The sequence below is a fragment of the Pseudoalteromonas sp. SR43-3 genome (assembly GCF_014163875.1).
Lineage (GTDB): Bacteria > Pseudomonadota > Gammaproteobacteria > Enterobacterales > Alteromonadaceae > Pseudoalteromonas > Pseudoalteromonas distincta.
In genome coordinates, this window is sequence record NZ_JACJEC010000022.1 from 1 (window position 1) to 19,325 (window position 19,325).

Below are 19,325 nucleotides of genomic sequence, written 5' to 3' on the forward strand. Positions count from 1 at the left end.
GCTCCAAATATGTCATGGGCGTATCAGGAACTGGCAAAGTTAGGAGGCTGGAAAGATACCAAGCGCACAGGGCGTGCATCTGTGAAAGTGTTATGGCAAGGATGGCTTAAGTTACAAGCCATCCTTGAAGGCTACGATTTAGCAAAATCTCTTGAGTCAGACTTGTGATCAAGAGACAGCTTTACAGTGCCTTATTTTATTTTTTAGTAAAAAAGTATTAGCTTAATTATTCATCATCTTCAACAAGCGTCATTAGCGAGGTATTACCGCCTGATGCTGTTGTATCAATACTAATTGTTTTTTCAGTAATTAAGCGCTTGATTAATGTATCGTAATACTCAGAGCTAATTACCGGTAAAATTGCGCCTTTACGCTGTGCAAGCTGTTGGCTAAAGTAGCCTAAACGAGACGAGCGAGCAGCAACTACCGCACCAGCTAAATGAGGGTGAGCCAAGATAGCTTGTAACTGATTAGGTTTAGCTACTTGGAAAACACCTTCAGCAACACCTGTAGAGATAAATTTATCTTTAAAGGCAACAGCTTCATCGTAAAACAGCTCAGACGCTACAGTAATTACCGTATTACCTGCGGCAATAGCGGTAATGATAGACAATGCCCAGAAGTTAAATGATGTGCTCTTATCTGCATAACACACTACACAACCACGCGCTTCTAGATGAAGTGTATTAGACTCACCCGTTGGCCCTGGCAGGGTAGTAAATTTACGCATGTGCTTTTCAAGGCGGTTAAGCTGTGCACGAGCTTCTGATAATGTTAATGCTAAATCGTCTGCTAAATCGTCGATAATTTCTACCGTCGCGATTTTAGCAAGCAACTGACGCACAGCCGAAACACGGTCGTTTAGTGGTGTTGCACGCCAGATTTTTTCATCGCGCATTGAGTTAGCCATTAGCTTTTTAACTTGCTCATTTGCACCGCTGTAGTGGTGTAAATCAAGCTCATCTGGCGTCAGGTTTGTCATTTGCACGTTATCTGGTGATGCCTTTTCTTTTACTAAACGTTGAAGGTAGTTAGGGCCACCGGCTTTAGGGCCAGTACCTGATAAACCACGGCCACCAAATGGTTGCACACCAACAATAGCACCAATCATGTTTCGGTTAATGTAAACATTACCCGCACGTGACATTTTAGCAAGGTACTCACAGCGCTCTTCAATACGTGAATGTACACCCATCGTTAAGCCATAACCTGTGTTGTTAATTTGATCCATCACATCATCAAGTTCGCTCGATTTAAAGCGAACAATATGAACACATGGGCCAAATACTTCACGCTTAAGTACTGATAAGTCTTTGATTTCGTATAAACGAGGAGCAAAAAAGTATGCGCCATTTTGCGTGTTATCCGGAATTTTACACTCGTAATGAAGTATAGAATTACCTTTTAAGTACTCAACGTGCTCATTTAAGTTTTTAAGTGCTTTTTCATCAATTACAGGACCAACATCAGTTGATAGTAACGATGGATCGCCAATGTGTAACTCAGCTAGCGCACCTTTAAGCATTTCGATAATGCCATCTGCTACGTCATCTTGAATGAATAAAACACGAAGAGCAGAACAACGTTGCCCAGCACTTTGAAAACCAGAACTGATCACATCGTCAACTACTTGCTCAGGAAGCGCCGTTGAGTCAACAATCATACAGTTTTGGCCACCTGTTTCTGCAATTAACGGTACTTGAATATCGTTACGTGCAGCAAGTGTTTGAGAAATTAATGTGCCTGTTTCAGTAGAGCCTGTAAACATAACCGCTTGAATGCGTTCATCAGGAACAATTGTTTTGCCTACTTCAGAACCACGAGCAATAACCGGTTGAACAACATGCTCAGGTAAACCAACAGACAACATTAGTTCAATAGCACGAAGGGCGATTAAACTTGTTTGCTCAGCAGGCTTTGCAATTACAGTGTTACCTGTAACAATCGCAGCGGCAACTTGGCCTAAGAATATTGCAAGCGGGAAGTTCCACGGGCTAATACATAAAATAACGCCACGGGCTTCAAAACGCTCATCTTGCGATAGCTCCTCAGCGCGCGCCGCGTAGTAACGGCAAAAATCAACCGCTTCACGTACTTCATCAATACCATCTTGCGCTACTTTACCTGCTTCTTTAATACAGATAGCAACAAGTTCGTCGTGATGACGCTCTAAGATATCAGCAACTCGACGCAGTAAGTTAGCTCGCTCTCTTACTGGTGTTTGTGACCATGACTCAAGTGCAGCTTCAGCGTTAGCCAGTAATACTTTCATCTCTTCGCCAGTTTGCAATTTAACGTGGCCAATGATTTCTTTGTGATTTGCTGGGTTTTTAACAGCTAATGAGCCTTCAGGTACTTGGCTTTGCTCAATTAAGTGCTCGTTAAACCATGTTTCAAGATTCTCTTTGAAAGGGGTAATAACGTTAATGTCGGTTAAATCCATGCCTTTAGAGTTAGCACGTTCTTCACCGTATAAATCAATTGGCATTTTGATTTGCGTATTGTACTTGTTACGCAAGCCTTGCAATGTTTCTACAGGGTCTGGTAGTAGTGATTCAACAGGTTTTGTTGTATCAACAATTGCGTTTACAAATGATGAGTTAGCACCATTTTCTAACAAACGACGAACGAGGTACGCAAGGAGGTCTTCGTGTTGACCAACTGGGGCATATACGCGGCATTGAATTTTTTCTTCGTTAACGATTTGGTCGAATAATGACTCACCCATACCGTGCAAACGTTGAAATTCAAAACCAGTGTTGTCGCCTTTGGCTACTTCTAAAATAGTCGCGGCAGTGTAAGCGTTATGTGTAGCAAATTGCGGATAAAGCACATCGCGCGCTTCAAGCATTTTAATAGCACACGCTTTGTAAGAAACGTCTGTTGTTGCTTTACGGGTAAATACTGGGTAGTGATCTAAACCATCTTGCTGTGTGGTTTTGATTTCAGTATCCCAGTATGCGCCTTTAACTAGACGTACCATCATCTTGCGACCAACGCGGGTTGCAAGGTCAGTAAGCCATTCAATTACAAAAATAGCACGTTTTTGATACGCTTGAACTGCTAAGCCAAATCCTTGCCAATCACCAAGATCTTCATCACTGAATACCGCTTCAATTACATCTAATGAAATATCTAAACGGTCTGCTTCTTCTGCATCAACGGTAAAGCCGATATCGTATTTTTTAGCGGCAAGAGCAAGTTCTTTTAACTTAGGGACTATTTCTTCCATCACACGGTCTTTATGAGTGAACTCATAGCGCGGATGAATAGCAGAAAGCTTAACTGAAATACCAGGGCTCTTAATTGGACCACGACCATTAGCCGCTTTACCAATTGAGTGTATAGCATTCATGTAGCTGTCAAAGTAACGCTTCGCATCTTTCATTGTGCGCGCGCCTTCGCCTAGCATATCGTAAGAATACACATAACCTTTTTGCTCTGTTTCGGCAGCACGTTCAATTGCTTCGTCAATGGTACGACCCATTACGAATTGCTTGCCCATAATTTTCATAGCAAAGTTTACAGACTTACGAATAACTGGCTCACCTAAACGACCAATGGTCTTTTTAAGCATGCCGAACTGTTGTTCTTTAGTTTTGTCTGTGTAGTTAACCATTTTACCGGTAACTAATAATCCCCAAGAAGATGCGTTTACAAATAAAGAATCGCTGCTTCCTAGATGAGAGCTCCAATCACCTTTGGCTAACTTGTCACGAATAAGTACATCTTGAGTTGCTTTATCTGGTACGCGAAGCAGTGCTTCGGCCAAACACATTAATACAACGCCTTCTTCACTAGAGAGTGAAAATTCATTTAAAAGCGCATCAACACCGCCTTGCCCATCTTGCTCTTTACGAATGTTCAAAACAATCTGGCGGGCTCTTTCCCAGGCACGACTTCGTGCTTTTACGCCTACTTCTGCAAGCGGTAAAATATGATCAATAACTGCATTTTCATCTATGCGGTAGAAGTCACGGATTCTTTGTCTGATAGGACAAGTAGTAGTTAAATCGCCGTTGAATAACATAAGCAACCCTCAGGATGTTAAGAATTAAAGTAAAATTAATTACCAATAAATTACCAGTGATATTGTGAGTGCATTCTAATTAAAATTCAGCAGAATATGCTGGTTAAATTTCGCGATTTACGATAATTTACAGGGTATAAATTTAACTTATCCGCATAAAATTCTGTTATGACAATTCCAAATAGATTACGCATGCTAGATCGCATTGATTTAGCCATACTAGACGTTCTTCAAAAGAACGGCAGAATTTCTAATGTTAACCTCGCAAAACAGGTTAATTTGAGTGCCAGCCCGTGCCTAGATCGGGTTAAACGATTAGAGCAAGAAGGGTATATTGAAGGCTATTATGCCAAGCTTAGCGAAGCTAAACTTAATCAGAGCTTAGTAGCGCATGTTCAAGTATCGCTTGTTGCTTCAAATACAGCTGTATTTAAAGTATTTAGAGAGCACATATTAAGGATAGAACAAGTAGTCGAATGTGACATGGTTGCTGGTGGTTATGATTACTTATTAAAAATTCGCGTTTCTAATATGGAAGAATATAGACAAGTTCTTGGCGACTTAGTAGATATTCCCGGCGTGGGTACTCATCATACTTATATGGTGATCGAAAAGATTAAAAAGGATGAAGGATTGTTAATCGATATTTAAGCTTTTCTCAAGTAATAAAAAAACCGCAATTGCGGTTTTTTTATTTTAGTAGATAAATGCTATACCAAATAGTTAGTACATCACCTTATACATAATTTATTACGACCTTCCGACTTCGCTCTGTATAAGGCAGTATCCGCCGCGCATATTAATGCCTCAGATGTTCTGTATTGATTATTGTATTCACACGCTAAACCCTGACTTACACTTATTTTTACATTCGCTGGTAAACCGAGATCTCTAAAATTAATGTTGAGTATTTTTTCTTGAATACGCTTAGCAATCATTTGTGCATTTGAAATGTGCGAACGAGGCAGCACAACAGCAAACTCCTCACCACCATAGCGTGCTACTAAACTGTCTTTAGATGGTAAGCACTCTTCAATTGTACGAGCGACTTTTTGAAGGCACTTATCACCTTTTACATGGCCAAAGTTATCGTTAAATAATTTAAAGTAATCAATATCAATAAGTATAAAGCTAAGAGGCTGCTTGTTAACTATGCACTCTTGCCAATTTTTAATGATGGTTTTTTCTAAAGTACAGCGATTAGCAATACCAGTGAGATGATCAAGTCTGGCTACGTTTTCCAGTACTTTGTATTTTTTAACGTGCTTTGAAATATCATGCATTATACAAATAAAAAGTGGGGTACTTGCGACTACCGATTCGGGTAAACATGATATAGATAACTCAACATCTAAACAGTTACCATTGTTTTTTCTTATTTTAACTTCTTTCGGACCATGATTGAGTGGTGTTTGATAGTTGTTTTTCCAACTTTCAAACATGTATTTATAGTCATCGCGATACTGTTCTTGTAAACAATCTTGCCATTTTTTACCTATTAATGAATCAGACGTTACATTGAAAAAACGTGCTGCTACGGGATTTACTGATTCAAACACCCCATCTGCATTAACAATAAAAATAGCATCGGCCATGACATTAGTGACATTAATAATTGCGCTTATTTTTTCATTGTTAACGGTATTAGAAATGCTGCTGATTAATGCAGATACAGCGCTGTCGGTGTTGTTTGCTTTGCTATTTTCATTATTGTTAGACATGGTGTTGCTCATTTTTATTGTTAATGAAACTTTATGTCTAGCAGTTTATTCAATTTATCGTTTTTAAACCTTTCGGTAACCTTCTGATTTAAGTTGTTGTTATTTAAGTTTATTTAAGGGGCGTTTTTAAATAAATTACACCGCAATTAATATGCCTGTGCAATTTAAAAATAAGCATTACTAATTAGAGTTCTTTTTCATTCTTAACTTGAGGATCAGCGCTTTCATATTTATTGCCATTACACTCAACGTTAAAGATTAAGCATACAGAGCCATTATTTTCATCTGTGTCGGTAATGATAATTGTGTGGCCGTTGTCACTTACTTTATAGCTGAAGTCTTGGGCGCATGGTTTTTGTGTGTCGATATTGGTGATAGTAGCGCCAGTAAATACGAAACCATTTTGAATTGTGGCATCGTCTAAATTGTAGTTGCCAGCGGTTTCAGTTCTTACAACACCACCGCCAGTAGCGGGTTCGCCATTTTTTGTATAGCTAAAAATAGCTTCACCGTTGTTAAGTTTAATATTTACTTGAAAGTCGACATTTTCTAGGGTGTTATTCATATCATTTCCTTTATGAGTAATTATAGTTGGAAGTTCGTAATGCCTAATTTAACTAGGCTTGTTTTTATTTCTGATATCTCGTCTTCTCTGTTTAAACAGGTATAAGCTTGTACTAGTGGGTATGTTATTTTTACGCTCTGACTTATTTTTGCAGCTTCAGAAATTGCTTTGATAGCACTTAAGCAAAATTGCTCTCGCTGTTTATTAGTTGTAGCTAAGTTTGCTTTGATTAAGTTTATTCTTGTATATACTAAGTAATCACCAGTTTTAGTTAGGCTGGCTAATTGATGTTTGTAGTTTTCATTATTCTCAAGCTCAGTTAATAACTCCTGCGCTTTGAGTGGTGATTGTCTATTTATAAAATATTGAATCAGTGTAATTTGTGTATTAATAGTGCTGGTATTTTTAAAATTTTGAGATTTTAAAAAATTAATTATTTTTTCAATTGTTGAGTCAGTAGCTTCATCAGTAGATAGCATTAGTGAATGTGCTAAAGAGCGATAATACATAAGCTGAAATTTATTGTTTTTTGGATCTTGTACTAAAGCTTCATTTATAACTTGATTAGCCAAGCTGGCTTTTTTATGGGCCATCCGTTTATCACTCAAATAGCTCAGTAAATAACTTTGTTGCATATATAGGTTTGCTGACGTGTAAAAAAGGCTTGCATCACTAGGGTAGTCAGCAATCAATTTTGTGATTACGTCAACTGCACCTTCCAATATATTAACTGCTTCATTAAAGTTACTTAGCTTCTCTTCTGTTTTTGCAAGCCAACTAATCGTATCGGATTTATCTCGAAGTAAATCTTTGTTATTAGGTTTCAGTTTAAGCGCTTTATTTTTAAGTAAAAGTGACTCTGCAAAGTTCTTTTTTGCAGCGCTGTAGTTGGATTTTTCTATGTATAAAGAACCTAAAGAATTAGATGAATACGATAATTCCATAATGGAGTTAAAATCATTGGCTGCCAGCGCATACATTTTTTTACTGTAAGCGTGGTATTTTTTAAACATTTGCTCAGTAGCTTGATGATCATTTTGATCATAAGCTAATTGACCAAGCCAAAAGGCATTGGCACCTGCAAGCGTTAGTAGCTCTAAGTTATTAGGCTGTATTTTTAATAATGCCTCAAGGCGGGTGCGGGCGTTTTCAAAGGCGGTAAAGGCTTCATCGGTTTTACCTCGGGAATAAGCTACTTCACCCATTGCTTCGAGGGTTTGTGCGTACTGAAAACGGTTGTTAAATTGTGCTTTATTATCGCTAAAGCTAAAAAGTGAACTTGAATCGTCAGTTTGATTAGTAAAATACTCAAGTGCTTTATTACTAATACCATCAAGTAAGTCCATACGTTCAACGCTACGTAATTTATCGGCAAAGTCGCCGACCATAAACCCTAGTAAGCTTTCGGCCTCAAGCTGCTTTTTTTGCGCATGCTGTTGGGCTTTAAAACTAGTGAAGCTCATCAATAACGCGGTAAATGTAAGTAAGCACAATAAAGCAACGGTCACTCGTTTTGCTCTTATTTTTGTTTTTATTTTTTTTACAGAGCTTTTGATAAGAGCATGCTCGTTATCATCTAATTTAAACAGTTTGTCGTTAAGTAATAGCTGCGCTTCTTGTAGTGGTTTACCTGGCGCTAGGAGGTAAGCACTACTTTTACCTTCATCTACCCAATTTTGTGTTTGATGTTGTAAACGACTTTTTATTGCTAAGGCATCTTTATGGTCATTAATCCATTGTTTTGCGCGCGGCCATTGACGCAATAATGCCTCGTGAGCAAGGCTAAAACAGGCTTCTTGGTTTTGTAAATGCGATACAAATAAACGGCTATCGACCATGGCTTGCACAAGCTCTTTTTGGCTTGTGTTGGTTAATGTTTGCCAGCGGGCAGCGCGGCTCGTAATGGTTTTACCATCTGGGTTTAAAGTGATCAGTTGTGATAATACGCTTTTTAGTTGCTGCTGTTGCTCATTACTAAGGTCAATAAATATATCTTCTGCTTTTTTGCCTATGGCGCCCTCAATACCCCCGAGTTTTTTGTAAACACTGTGCAGTAGCTCGTTATTATCACTGCGCTGTAAGTACAGCTCTTGCAATGTGTATTGCAGCATGGGCAATGCATCGGGGTTATTGGCGGTATCGGCGCACAATATTTCATCCAGTGGTGTTTGAGTTTGTGGGTCATTGGAGAACGTTAAATTAGCGGTTAACGCTGGCAGGCGAATAATTTGTTGGAGTTCTTGGCGGTTTGGCGGTGTTAAATCGTAGTGCGCGCCATGAGCTTTGCCTGCCATTAAACTTGGTTGTTCAACCACTAAAGGATAAAAGTCGTTACGACACGCACTAAATACAATCACAGCTTTAGAGATTGCTAAGCGTTCAATAACCGATAAAAAATGGCTGCGTGTTTCGCTACTAAATATAGGAGAAGAAAGCAGTACTTCTAAGCGGTCAATAAATAAAAATAACTGGGGTGTTTTAAGTTGTGTAGAGGCTTTACTAAGTGCAGCTTGTATGGCGTTAATTACGCCATCTATTGCCAATTCTAGTTGCTCTGCAAGTGTTTGCGCGCTTAATCCTTCAAACACAGGCTGGGCGTTTATATCCCAATCAAGCAGTACGGAAGCTAAATCTAGAAAAAGTCTATTTTTATGAACATCTGCAAAGTCGAGTTGACTATAAGAAACAACTCCAATGCCATTATAGCCTCGCTCATCAAGTAACTTAGGCAATATACCCGCATTAACAAGTGATGATTTACCCGTGCCACTAGGACCGAGTATTAAGCAAAATGCACGACCAAATTTAACTTGGCTCGATATTCTATTGAGTAACGTTTCTATAGATTGATTGCGGCCAAAGAATAGGTGTGTATCGCTTGGGTTGTAGGCGCTTAATCCTAAAAAAGGAGAGCCACCTTGCCATGTGTTTTCAGTTGTTTTTATGTCTTCAGCTAGAGGAAACTCAAGCTTTGCAATAACGCGGTAACCACGCTTTCGAATAGTTTCTATGTAGGTGGGCTCACTTGCTTTATCACCAAGGGCTTTTCGTAACTGCGTAATTATTTTATGCAGCGGGTTATCGCCTATCTCAACATTTTTCCAGCATTGATCTAATAGCTCGTCACTCGTAACAATTTCGCCTTTTTGTAAGCACAGATGGACTAATACATCCATGGCTTTTGGTTCTAACTGTTTAGTTTTTTCTGCACGCTGAAGAGTATTTGACTGGGGATTGACTTGCCAATCACCTAAATAAAAAGGGCTGCGATTCATAATGGCTCATTATTGTTATTATGTAATTAAAGCGAGTGATTTGCCGACTTTTTTAACCAAGCCTTTATATTACAGATAAAATAACAAACAGATAAAGCGTTTTTACGCAGTAAAAGTGGTTTATTGATGTGGGTAATTCAATATTGAGTTACCCACTGAGTTTTATGACTCTATATCGCTTTTATTTATGGTAACTACGCGTTGAGGGAATGGAATTTCAATATCAGCGTTATTAATTGCTTTATAAACACCACCGTTAATAGCCAGTTTGGTTTCGATAATTTTAGTAGTAGGCACCCAATATCGGTAGCTTATTGTAACACCGCTATCGGCGAAGCGTTCAATACCCACTTGTGATAACGGATTTTGTGCGACTAATTCATGTGCTTTAAGTACGTCTTCAATGAGGCTAATCGCGTTATCAGAGCATGCACTATAAGCTATATCTATTTCACCTTTGACCAATGAGTAACTAAATGAGTTATGAAGTATTTCACCCACTATGTGCTTATTTGGAATGGTGATTTCTACTTTTTCTTCATTGATTAAAATAGTGTAGCCAAGCTCAATTGTTTTAACTTGGCCGCTTACATTTTTAACTTCAATAGTATCACCAACAACAAAAGGTCGAGTGGCTATAATAGCAAGGCCTGCACCATAATTAGAAAGCATTCCTTGCAGCGCTAAACCAGCACCTAAAGATGCAGCACCAATGGCTGCTACAAATGGCGTAACGCTGATGCCTATTTTGCCAAGTGCAATAATTATAACCATTACAATTAGCAGTACTTTTACCACGCTACTGACAAAGTTCGTGAGCGTAATATCAACGTTATGACGGGTCATTAACGCGGCTACAAATTTGGCAAGCTTTTGTGCTATCCACAAACCAATGAGGACGATAAAAATAGCGCCAACAATTTGCATACTGTAGGTAACCATATACTCAGTAAGCATGGTGTAATATTTTTCAAACTGTTCGATTTCAGAACTGATCATAAAGCGCTCTATGTTAGGGCTATGTTGTATTTTTCCAACTATAGCAAAATGTTGACTAAAAATGGATATAACAGCGGCACTATAATCGCTGTTAATAAAGCACTTAGTGCCATTGCAACTGATGAGTAAGCGCCTACTTTGGGATGCTCAGCAATAGCAGCAGCGGTCCCAATTGCATGGCAAGCTGTGCCCATGGCAACGCCTTGAGATTCGTGATTAAAAATATTAACGAGTTTAAAAAGCATAAAACCAAATAAAGCCCCAAGTAAACCAATAAAAATAACTAAAGCTGCAGCAAGTGAACTGATTCCACCCAATGAATCAGTGACGATTAAAGATATAGGTGTAGTGACACTGAGTGCGGCAACCGATGCACTTAGCTGCGCAGGTGCGTTAAATAATATGCTTAGCAAAAATGCCACAACGGTTGCGTTAACTATGCCTAAGCTACATGTTGCGACTATGAGTAATAGATTTTTTCGTACGTGTGTAAACTGCTGATATAAAGGAAGCGCTAGAGCCACAATTGCGGGCTCTAATAACCAGCTTAGTAATTTACTGTGCGTGGCAAATTGCGTATAAGGCAAATTTAGATTAACTAGTAATAAAGCGATAATACTAATACTTAAAAATACGGGGTTGGTGAGCGATTTAAATACGCTGTTTTTTATACTTTGGTTTACGGCCCTTAGTGCTAAAAATAATACAATAATAAAAGGAATACTTAGCCACCATAAATTAGGCTGTAGCTCTGAAATAGCGGAAAAAGTAAAATTAGTCATTATTTTCTCTTCCCTTAAAGTACGCAATTACACTGCTAACAAGCAATAAGGTAGTTATAGGGACAAGCACCACAACTGATGCTAAAAATGCCCAGTGCGATTTTATAAGGCCGAGATGCTCAATAAATCCCACGCCAGCTGGAATGAAAAAGATAGGCATAATATTTAAAATAGGGGAGGCGCATGGTTTTACATGTTGCTCTTTTACAATACCCGATAAGAGTAAAACTAATAAAATAACCATAGCGAGTAGCGGTGCAGGAAAGCTTCCACCAATAAAGTGCATAATGAGTTTAGCGCAGGCTAAACATAGTAATATAATAGCGCTACTGAGCAGATATTTCATCAAAGTGGCTCACAGAAAAGATAAGAGCTTAACTTTAACAAATCAAACTCTTTTATGCATTGTGCAATAGTCTACCAATGCTTTGTATTTGCGTAGGTTATATCCGCTTTTCCTTTTGCTTTAGCAATTGCTTTTTTAGTGTTTGGGTTTAGCAGTAAGCGAATTTGGCTGAAAGTTTCTTTAGCGAGTATTTTTCGTTGGTTTGGTTTATAGCTAAGTTGTGTAACACGTTTAATAGCAGCAAGCGTATCGGGTGAGCGCTCAAGTAATGTATTGAGCATGTTTTGCGTGGCTTGTTGAGTATCATCGGTAAGCTGAGTAACTAAACCTAGCTCATTTGCTTGTTGTGCTGTGATTGGGTTTGCGTGGCTGGCAAGCCAAAGTGCTTGGTCACGCTTAACTAAACCGCTCATCATTACATTGGCGCCCATATCGGGGCACAAGCCCCAACGCGCTTCCATAATGGCAAGCTTGGCATCAATATGAACAATCCTGTAATCGGCACCCAGCGCTATTTGTAAACCACCCCCTAAACAGTTGCCATCAATTTGTGCAATAACAGGCACGCTCAGTGACTGCCAGCCTAATACTACTTTTTGCGCTAAGTTTTGATTGCCAGGTAACCATTTAAGCAATAATTTTATAATATTCAATGGTGCCGCCATTACGGCTGATATATCAAGCCCTGCACAAAAATGCTCGCCATCGCCTTTTATTACTACAGCACGAATACTGCGATCTCTTTTTATGTTTTTAATGGCTTTGTTTAGCTCTACAAACATTTCAAAGCTTAATGCGTTTTGTTTTTTTGCTCTGCTAAGCGTGACGGTTGCAATGCCATTTTGTTTTTCTAGTTTTATCATTACACACTCCTCTGACCTGTTAGTTGAGCTTATGTTGTTATAAGAATTAAGTAAAGTGACGGTATTTTTTAAATAAATGGAATTTATTGCTAAAGCTGTAGTCTTAAAGGGTTAGATTTAGATGAGAAAAAGCCAAACAATTAAAACATGAGATAATAAAATTTTTTACGTTGTTATTTTAAGCTTAAATTAAAAAAGTAATCTTGATATTCAATGGGTTAGTTAAATTGTTATTTATTGTTTGAGCTGTATGCTGAATAAAGCATGACTCAGTTACAAAAAAGTCAGTGTTTTACGCTTTTTTTTATCAAAATGATGATGAGATTTGATAATATAGCGCAACTTAAAAGCTTAAGGTTAAGCACATATGTCGGGTCCACGTTTATATACGGTAGAAGAAGCTACTCACCAAGCTTATGATATTTTTTTAGAGCTAGCGCCAAATAACTTGAGTGATAAAGATGTTGAAGACTTTAATGAGTTTAGAGAAGACCTAGGCTTTATCGAAGAAGACGAGCCAGACGATCAGTGGCAAGATTTTGTTGCCCTTGAGATTGAGCCAGAGCACTTTATTCAGGTGCTAGTTGGTTTAGAATTTGAAAATGATGATGTTTTGTTTGCTAAAATTTTGATTAGTCGTGATAAAGATGCTCCGTTTTGTCATATTTTATGGAAAGAGAGTGAATAAGCAATACCGCTTATTTTTATAATTGTGTGCAGAGAGAGTGTTGTGCGTAAGTATTTATTTTTAATTTTTTTAATAATTAGCTGCCCAAGTTGGGCTGTTGATCCATTTGAAGATTTTCATGAATATGGCAAGCTCTCTGATGAAGAAATTCATGAGTTACACAAAGGTGATATGCTTTACGGTGATACTGAATTTGGTTTTATTCTAAGTAAAGGTAACACCAATTCGACCAGTTTTAAGCTCAAAGGTAATTTATACCAAGATTTTGAAAAGTGGCGTAACCAATTTAAAATAGACTCTCTTTATAAGCGTGATGAGAACGATGAAAGCGGTGGCACTGATGTTACTGCTAATCGTATTTTTGTATCAGCGCAAGGTAACTATAAAGTAGGTGTTAAAAACTCCTCATTTTTTATTTACGGTGATTACGAAGAAGATGAGTTTAGTGGACTTGATTTTAAAAGCACGGTGGCGACAGGCTATGGTGCGCGTGTATATCAAGGCTCTAAAAACAAAGTAGATATTGATATAGGACCTGGTTTATACCGTTCAGTCGCCGATGAAGATTCGGATGTGAGCGAAGATGAAATTGATAAAACCGGTTATTTAGTACGTGTTGCAATGCAGTGGGAACGTTTGGTCTCTAAGCGTACTCGTTTTAATCAAGATGTGAGTATAGAGCAGTCGCTTTCAGGTCTTAATTCTCGCTTAAAATCGGAAACCGCACTGATAAGCCAAGTGATTGGCGCGGTATCACTCAAATTTACCTACATGTATCGTTATAATTCAAAACCCGAAGATGATAAACTCAAGTTTGACTCAGAGCTGAGTGCTACATTGGTATACAGCTTTTAAGTATTTATTTAATTTAGAGAATATTATGTATCAGCATAAACAGTATGCGGTGTTTATCTTTTTTGTATTAGCGTGGATTGGCGGTTTTGTGGCGCTTGCGTGGAACTTGTTAGGCGCTGATGGACCTTTAATAATATTTACTGGGATTTTAGTGCTGGTGGGCTTTTTGTTCCATGGCCTAACAGTAAAAGTAGATGATAAAAATATTAGCTGGGCGTTTGGTCCAGGCGTTGCTGGGCAAAGTATTGAGCTTAGCGAAGTAGCAGAAGCAAAAGCAGTTCAAAACTCTTACAGGCACGGTATTGGTATGCGAATTACTCATGATGGTTGGGTATATACAGTATCTGGCTTTAGTGCAATACAGTTAACGCTCAAAGATGGCACCTTGTATAGAGTTGGTACAAACGATCAAAAAGGTTTACTAGCTGCTTTAAAAGAAAAAAACGTATCTATCGCGCTGCCTAGTAAGCCAAAAGCTGAAACGGTTAAGCGTAACAATATGATATAAAAAAAGCGCCTAAGGCGCTTTTTTTATCTGTTTAGCAGTGCATTAGTGGTCGTGGCCACACCCACCTTCGCCATGTACGTGGCCGTGAGTTAATTCATCTTCTGTAGCATCACGTACTTCTAGTATTTCTACATCAAAGTTAAGTGTTATACCTGCAAGTGGGTTATTACCATCTACAATCACTTCTTCATCTTGAATATCGATGATCATTACTGATTGGTCACCATCATCTGTTGATGCACGAAATTGCATGCCAACTTCAATTTCCATACCTTCAAACATTGATTTAGGTACTGCTTGCATTAGGTTTTCGTGGCGCTCGCCGTAACCTTCTTCAGGTTCAACCTTTACGCTAAGCGTGTCGCCTGGTTGCTTGCCCAGCAAAGCATTTTCTAGGCCTGAAATTAAATAGCCTGTGCCAATGATAAAGTGTAGTGGCTCACCACCGAACGAGTTATCAATGCTATTGCCATCATTATCCATTACTGAATAATGCATTTTTACCACTTTGTTTGCCGCAACGATCATAGTCATTCCTATTTATTCATCTTCAAGAGAGTAGGGTAGAGGCAGAATGCTTAGCTCCACCTGAGGTGTGTGTTTTGCACGAAGTACCTGAGTTACATCAGTATCGTTTGGCAACACAACGAGGCCTGTTAATTTATTTGTTTGCTCATCAAAGCTTTGTGCAATAAGTTTACCTGCACGGCGCCAATTTTCGCCTAATTGGGTTTCTAAATCAGGCTCTGAAAGAATCCCTTCGCTTTGCCCTGAAACGATATACATTGCACGTTTATTTTTACCAAGGTACTTCATACGGGCTACTGTTTCTTGACCGGTATAACACCCTTTTTTGAAACTTATACCGCCAATAGCATGTAGGTTTACCATTTGAGGAACGTACTCGCCAATTGCATCTGCACTTAGCTGAGGCTCACCGGCAAGCATCGCTGCTTGTTGCCAAGGGGCTTCGTTATCAAGTGTGGATACGTTATCAGGCATGCTAAATTGGTTATCAACCATTATTAAAACACGGTTATCAGCTAATTTTAGCGCTTTACCATTCGTAAAATCACACGCGCTTGCATCGCCTTCAAAGCTAATATCAAGTTGTGCCAGTACATCAGATAAATCATCACCAATTAAACCAATTAAACGCTTTGAGCATTCAGTAATATCAACTTTTGCAAATACAGCGTATTTTTTAAGTTCAGCTAATGATTTTTCAACTTCAGCTTGGCTACCCGCAAGGTAGTAGCTATCTTGGTAAGAAAATAATTTAAATACACCCCAAAGTTTACCTTTGGCGCTGCAATGGCCAGCCCACAAATAATTACTGCTGGTTAATTTATTTAGATCTTGAGTGATTTGTCCGTGCAAATAAGATAATTTATCAGCACCGCAGAGGCTAATAAGTTGATGAGATAACGGACATGCATAAACGCTCGACATAAAAACCTTCTTTGCAATATAAATGAAGTGACATAATAACGCAGTTGTTACGTATGGTACAGACAAGCGCTTATTGGTGCGGGTTTATTATTTAATGAGAGATTAATAGCTGCTAAATAGGCTTGTGTTTGTTAAACTCGAGTCAATTAAGTATGAGGTTTAAAATGGTTGAAATTCATAGTAAAGCACGTATTCGTTGGGCTTGTCGTCGTGGCATGTTAGAGCTAGATGTTTTGTTTATGCCGTTTGTAGAAGAAGCATACGACTCTTTGAGCGCAGAGCAACAGGCTATCTTTCAGCGTTTGCTAACAGAAGAAGACCCTGACTTATTTGCATGGTTTATGGGTCATGAAGAATGTAAAGACGAGCAGTTAAACGGTATGGTTTCGCTGATCTTAGACCGAGTTCGTGTATAGGTTTACGGTTACAAATAATAAAGCTGACCACAAACCAATTGTGGTCTTTTTTTGTATGCTCAGTTTTATATTATGTTTATTTTTAGATTCACTATTAGCCATGCTTTTTTGTTTAATACTAAATGCACTAGCTGGCTTGATAATGTGGCGCAAAGTATTAGCAATTCACCCAAATGAGGGAATTATAATATTAGAACCAAAGTTATTTAGATTTGAGGGCGAGAGCTTAAAAATTCAGGGTGAAATAAGTAACAAAAGCCGATTTTATGGTAATAATATATGGCTTCATATTAAAGGTTTTAGTAACAACCATTGGCTTATAATTTCAGCCAATGGCGTTAATGAGCAAAGTTATGCGCGTCTAAAACGTGCCACTGTCGGCGTAATTAATTGCGTTTTGGAGTCAAAATAGTCGGCGTTGGATTTTCACTTTGTTCAGGGTAATCAATAGTGTAATGCAAGCCTCTGCTTTCTTTTCGCTCCATAGCACTTCTAATAATTAGCTCTGATACTTGCACTAAATTACGAAGCTCAAGTAAGTTATTACTTACTCTAAAGTTTGCATAGTAATCGTGTATTTCTTGTTGTAGCAACTCAACTCTATGCAGTGCTCGTTCTAAGCGTTTAGTAGAGCGTACAATACCTACATAATCCCACATAAATAAACGTAGTTCATGCCAGTTATGGGTAATAACAATTTCTTCATCTGAGTTACTAACACGGCTCTCATCCCAATGAGGAAGCGCTATCGGCTCTGGTGCATGTTCAATTTTACTTAAAATATCTTTAGCTGCAGCGTGGGCAAATACAATGCACTCTAATAGTGAATTACTTGCCATACGGTTTGCACCATGTAAGCCTGTGTAAGCAACTTCACCTACAGCATATAAGTTATCGAGATCTGTTTTGCCGTTAAAGTCAGTCATTACACCACCACAGGTGTAATGCGCAGCAGGCACAACTGGGATTGCTTCTTTCGTTATATCGAGGCCTACACTTAGGCATTTTGCGTAAATAGTAGGAAAGTGCTCAATAATAAAGTCTTTATCTTTGTGGCTAATATCTAAATAAACACAATTGGCGCCTAAGCGCTTCATTTCAAAATCGATTGCGCGTGCCACTATATCGCGTGGAGCAAGCTCTTCACGGCTATCAAAGTCTTTCATAAACCGAGTTCCATCAGGGCGCTTTAAATAAGCCCCTTCACCGCGCATGGCTTCGGTAATTAAAAAGTTTTGTAGCTCTGGATGATAAAGACTTGTTGGATGAAATTGATTAAATTCCATGTTGGCAACTTTACAACCTGCACGCCAAGCCATTGCAATACCATCACCACTTGATACGTCTGGATTAGATGTATATAAATACACTTTACTTGCACCACCGGTTGCAAGAGCAACAAATTTAGCTGAAATGGTTTCTACCTTTTTAGCTTTTTTGTTCCACACATACATGCCTTCAATGTGTGAGCCTGTTTTTCCGGCGCTTTTATCTGTGATTAAATCAATGGCGTTGTATTGCTCTAAAAGCGTTATATTTTTATGAATTTTAACTTGGCTGATAAGTGTTGTTTGCACCGCTTTGCCTGTTGCATCGGCTGCATGCAATATACGACGATGGCTGTGACCACCTTCACGTGTTAAGTGAAAACGCTCTTTTCCTTTGCTATCAAACTCCATATCAAAGGGTACGCCTTGGTCGATTAACCACTGTAGGCAATCGTGAGCATTGCTGGCGGTATAATGAACAGCGTCTCTATCGCATAAACCGCCGCCTGCATCGAGAGTATCTTCAACATGAGATTCTATGCTGTCGTTTTGTTTATCAAATACAGCAGCTATACCGCCTTGGGCATACAAAGTAGAACCTTCGGTAAGCGCTCCTTTACTGATCACGGTAACGTTACAATAATTAGCTAGAGATAATGCAAGTGATAAGCCTGCTGCGCCGCTACCTATAATAGCGACATCTGCAATGTGATGTTTATTTTGGTTCATGTCAGAGGTACTTTGCGGTTACAATGCTCATATAGAGCAATATTTGTTTTTAATATCTGTAGTTGTATCATATTTGTCATACTACTACGTAGTGATTTTAAAGGCTTAGCGCCGTTATTATCATCTATTTTATAAAAAAATAATATTAAGCAGAACTTTTTATTCATAAAGAGGTCAGAGTATTTGTGAACAATGACGACAATATGAATAACAAGCAAAAATCAGACATAGGAGTACCGGCTCGAATGAGCGAGCAGGAATTAGATTTAGTGCTAGTAAAAAGGGTCCAGCAAGGAGATAAAAACGCCTTCAACCTATTAGTAAAGAAGTATCAAAACAAAATTGCAGGTTTGATCTCACGTTATGTATCTAACCAAGGCGATATTGCTGATGTAGCACAAGAAGCTTTTATTAAAGCTTACCGTGCACTTCCTAACTTTAGAGGTGACAGCGCCTTTTACACGTGGTTATACCGTATTGCCGTTAATTGTGCTAAAAATTACTTAGTAGCCCAGGGGCGTAAGCCGCCAGCAAATGATATAGACGCTGAAGATGCCGAGTTTTATGATTGTGCAGATTCAATGCGATCGAATGCATCTCCTGAAAACCTACTTTTAAGCGAAGAAGTACGCGCTGTTATTTTTAATACGATTGATAGTTTGCCTGAAGATCTTAAAACCGCAATCACCCTTAGAGAAATAGAAGGGATGAGCTATGAAGAAATAGCAGTGGTAATGGATTGCCCTGTCGGGACTGTGCGTTCGCGTATATTTCGTGCCCGTGAAGCAATAGATAACAAATTAAACCCATTAATAGGCGAGTCTTAGT

18 protein-coding genes and 1 pseudogene are annotated in these 19,325 nt (G+C 38.7%); 8 read left to right on the forward strand and 11 right to left on the reverse strand.

Translation table 11 applies throughout. The features are described from left to right. Positions 1–168 (forward strand): annotated as a pseudogene (locus H5088_RS17645) (IS4 family transposase); the annotation flags it as partial. 58 nt (positions 169–226) lie between these two features. On the opposite strand, the gene putA reads toward H5088_RS17645, so the two are convergent. Further along, on the reverse strand, positions 227–4,030 hold the full coding sequence (gene putA / locus H5088_RS17650; RefSeq protein ID WP_024596881.1) for a bifunctional proline dehydrogenase/L-glutamate gamma-semialdehyde dehydrogenase PutA: 3,804 nt from the start codon (positions 4,028–4,030) through the stop codon (positions 227–229). Positions 4,031–4,198: 168 nt separating this feature from the next. On the opposite strand from putA, the gene H5088_RS17655 reads away from it, so the two are divergent. After that, entirely contained in the window at positions 4,199–4,681 is a 483-nt protein-coding gene (locus H5088_RS17655) for a winged helix-turn-helix transcriptional regulator (protein WP_024596882.1), read from the forward strand. A gap of 80 nt (positions 4,682–4,761) precedes the next feature. Here H5088_RS17655 and H5088_RS17660 read toward each other — a convergent pair whose 3' ends face one another. The 7 genes from H5088_RS17660 to H5088_RS17690 form a co-directional block, all read right to left on the reverse strand. Further along, entirely contained in the window at positions 4,762–5,751 is a 990-nt protein-coding gene (locus H5088_RS17660) for a sensor domain-containing diguanylate cyclase (protein ID WP_182696568.1), read from the reverse strand. 184 nt (positions 5,752–5,935) lie between these two features. Then, on the reverse strand, positions 5,936–6,316 hold the full coding sequence (locus tag H5088_RS17665; protein WP_182754007.1) for a DP-EP family protein: 381 nt from the start codon (positions 6,314–6,316) through the stop codon (positions 5,936–5,938). Between the two features lie 20 nt (positions 6,317–6,336). Next, positions 6,337–9,591: a winged helix-turn-helix domain-containing protein gene (locus H5088_RS17670; protein WP_182754010.1), complete on the reverse strand. Its 3,255-nt coding sequence runs from the start codon at positions 9,589–9,591 to the stop codon at positions 6,337–6,339. 162 nt (positions 9,592–9,753) lie between these two features. Further along, complete coding sequence (locus H5088_RS17675) at positions 9,754–10,590, reverse strand: mechanosensitive ion channel family protein (RefSeq protein ID WP_024598766.1); 837 nt, start codon at positions 10,588–10,590, stop codon at positions 9,754–9,756. A 38-nt stretch (positions 10,591–10,628) separates the two neighbouring features. Beyond that, a complete protein-coding gene (locus H5088_RS17680; RefSeq protein WP_138488663.1) occupies positions 10,629–11,372 on the reverse strand; it encodes an LrgB family protein in 744 nt (247 codons plus the stop codon). Further along, positions 11,365–11,718: a CidA/LrgA family protein gene (locus H5088_RS17685; protein ID WP_010553207.1), complete on the reverse strand. Its 354-nt coding sequence runs from the start codon at positions 11,716–11,718 to the stop codon at positions 11,365–11,367. The genes H5088_RS17680 and H5088_RS17685 overlap by 8 nt, the downstream gene beginning before the upstream one ends. Positions 11,719–11,789: 71 nt before the next feature. Further along, positions 11,790–12,581: a crotonase/enoyl-CoA hydratase family protein gene (locus H5088_RS17690; protein WP_024603617.1), complete on the reverse strand. Its 792-nt coding sequence runs from the start codon at positions 12,579–12,581 to the stop codon at positions 11,790–11,792. Positions 12,582–12,948: 367 nt separating this feature from the next. On the opposite strand from H5088_RS17690, the gene H5088_RS17695 reads away from it, so the two are divergent. From H5088_RS17695 to H5088_RS17705, 3 genes are read left to right on the forward strand one after another with little or no spacing between them, the layout of a single operon-like run. Further along, positions 12,949–13,269 (forward strand): HI1450 family dsDNA-mimic protein, encoded by a 321-nt coding sequence (locus tag H5088_RS17695; protein WP_002958729.1) that lies wholly within the window; start codon positions 12,949–12,951, stop codon positions 13,267–13,269. Between the two features lie 42 nt (positions 13,270–13,311). Then, on the forward strand, positions 13,312–14,124 hold the full coding sequence (locus H5088_RS17700) for a DUF481 domain-containing protein (protein ID WP_024597159.1): 813 nt from the start codon (positions 13,312–13,314) through the stop codon (positions 14,122–14,124). 25 nt (positions 14,125–14,149) lie between these two features. Beyond that, positions 14,150–14,632: a hypothetical protein gene (locus tag H5088_RS17705; protein WP_002958727.1), complete on the forward strand. Its 483-nt coding sequence runs from the start codon at positions 14,150–14,152 to the stop codon at positions 14,630–14,632. Between the two features lie 42 nt (positions 14,633–14,674). Here the strand turns inward: H5088_RS17705 and H5088_RS17710 are convergent, their stop codons facing one another. Together H5088_RS17710 and H5088_RS17715 are read right to left on the reverse strand one after the other, a co-directional pair. Continuing rightward, positions 14,675–15,160 carry a peptidylprolyl isomerase gene (locus H5088_RS17710; RefSeq protein WP_002958726.1) on the reverse strand — a complete coding sequence of 162 codons (486 nt, stop codon included), beginning with the start codon at positions 15,158–15,160 and terminating at the stop codon, positions 14,675–14,677. A 12-nt stretch (positions 15,161–15,172) separates the two neighbouring features. After that, on the reverse strand, positions 15,173–16,084 hold the full coding sequence (locus H5088_RS17715) for a folate-binding protein YgfZ (protein ID WP_002958725.1): 912 nt from the start codon (positions 16,082–16,084) through the stop codon (positions 15,173–15,175). 164 nt (positions 16,085–16,248) lie between these two features. Between H5088_RS17715 and H5088_RS17720 the strand changes: the two genes are divergently transcribed. Together H5088_RS17720 and H5088_RS20410 are read left to right on the forward strand one after the other, a co-directional pair. After that, positions 16,249–16,500 (forward strand): succinate dehydrogenase assembly factor 2, encoded by a 252-nt coding sequence (locus tag H5088_RS17720; protein WP_002958724.1) that lies wholly within the window; start codon positions 16,249–16,251, stop codon positions 16,498–16,500. 55 nt (positions 16,501–16,555) lie between these two features. Next, positions 16,556–16,912 (forward strand): hypothetical protein, encoded by a 357-nt coding sequence (locus H5088_RS20410; protein ID WP_259398140.1) that lies wholly within the window; start codon positions 16,556–16,558, stop codon positions 16,910–16,912. Here H5088_RS20410 and nadB read toward each other — a convergent pair. Beyond that, on the reverse strand, positions 16,887–18,497 hold the full coding sequence (gene nadB, locus H5088_RS17725) for an L-aspartate oxidase (protein ID WP_154903488.1): 1,611 nt from the start codon (positions 18,495–18,497) through the stop codon (positions 16,887–16,889). The two genes, H5088_RS20410 and nadB, sit on opposite strands and share 26 nt — an antisense overlap. Before the next feature lie 245 nt (positions 18,498–18,742). Between nadB and rpoE the strand changes: the two genes are divergently transcribed. Then, positions 18,743–19,324 carry an RNA polymerase sigma factor RpoE gene (gene rpoE, locus H5088_RS17730; RefSeq protein WP_002958721.1) on the forward strand — a complete coding sequence of 194 codons (582 nt, stop codon included), beginning with the start codon at positions 18,743–18,745 and terminating at the stop codon, positions 19,322–19,324. The last annotated feature ends 1 nt before the right edge of the window (position 19,325 follow it).

What these genes read in the sequence shown, in the direction of transcription:
- H5088_RS17665 (WP_182754007.1), bottom strand. Translation starts at nt 6,316, where the DNA reads ATGAATAACACCCTAGAAAATGTCGACTTTCAAGTAAATATTAAACTT.
- H5088_RS17720 (WP_002958724.1), top strand. Translation starts at nt 16,249, where the DNA reads ATGGTTGAAATTCATAGTAAAGCACGTATTCGTTGGGCTTGTCGTCGT.
- H5088_RS17715 (WP_002958725.1), bottom strand. Translation starts at nt 16,084, where the DNA reads ATGTCGAGCGTTTATGCATGTCCGTTATCTCATCAACTTATTAGCCTC.
- H5088_RS17680 (WP_138488663.1), bottom strand. Translation starts at nt 11,372, where the DNA reads ATGACTAATTTTACTTTTTCCGCTATTTCAGAGCTACAGCCTAATTTA.
- H5088_RS17710 (WP_002958726.1), bottom strand. Translation starts at nt 15,160, where the DNA reads ATGATCGTTGCGGCAAACAAAGTGGTAAAAATGCATTATTCAGTAATG.
- putA (WP_024596881.1), bottom strand. Translation starts at nt 4,030, where the DNA reads ATGTTATTCAACGGCGATTTAACTACTACTTGTCCTATCAGACAAAGA.
- nadB (WP_154903488.1), bottom strand. Translation starts at nt 18,497, where the DNA reads ATGAACCAAAATAAACATCACATTGCAGATGTCGCTATTATAGGTAGC.
- H5088_RS17670 (WP_182754010.1), bottom strand. Translation starts at nt 9,591, where the DNA reads ATGAATCGCAGCCCTTTTTATTTAGGTGATTGGCAAGTCAATCCCCAG.
- H5088_RS17690 (WP_024603617.1), bottom strand. Translation starts at nt 12,581, where the DNA reads ATGATAAAACTAGAAAAACAAAATGGCATTGCAACCGTCACGCTTAGC.
- H5088_RS17660 (WP_182696568.1), bottom strand. Translation starts at nt 5,751, where the DNA reads ATGTCTAACAATAATGAAAATAGCAAAGCAAACAACACCGACAGCGCT.
- H5088_RS17675 (WP_024598766.1), bottom strand. Translation starts at nt 10,590, where the DNA reads ATGATCAGTTCTGAAATCGAACAGTTTGAAAAATATTACACCATGCTT.
- H5088_RS20410 (WP_259398140.1), top strand. Translation starts at nt 16,556, where the DNA reads ATGCTCAGTTTTATATTATGTTTATTTTTAGATTCACTATTAGCCATG.
- rpoE (WP_002958721.1), top strand. Translation starts at nt 18,743, where the DNA reads ATGAGCGAGCAGGAATTAGATTTAGTGCTAGTAAAAAGGGTCCAGCAA.
- H5088_RS17685 (WP_010553207.1), bottom strand. Translation starts at nt 11,718, where the DNA reads ATGAAATATCTGCTCAGTAGCGCTATTATATTACTATGTTTAGCCTGC.
- H5088_RS17695 (WP_002958729.1), top strand. Translation starts at nt 12,949, where the DNA reads ATGTCGGGTCCACGTTTATATACGGTAGAAGAAGCTACTCACCAAGCT.
- H5088_RS17655 (WP_024596882.1), top strand. Translation starts at nt 4,199, where the DNA reads ATGACAATTCCAAATAGATTACGCATGCTAGATCGCATTGATTTAGCC.
- H5088_RS17705 (WP_002958727.1), top strand. Translation starts at nt 14,150, where the DNA reads ATGTATCAGCATAAACAGTATGCGGTGTTTATCTTTTTTGTATTAGCG.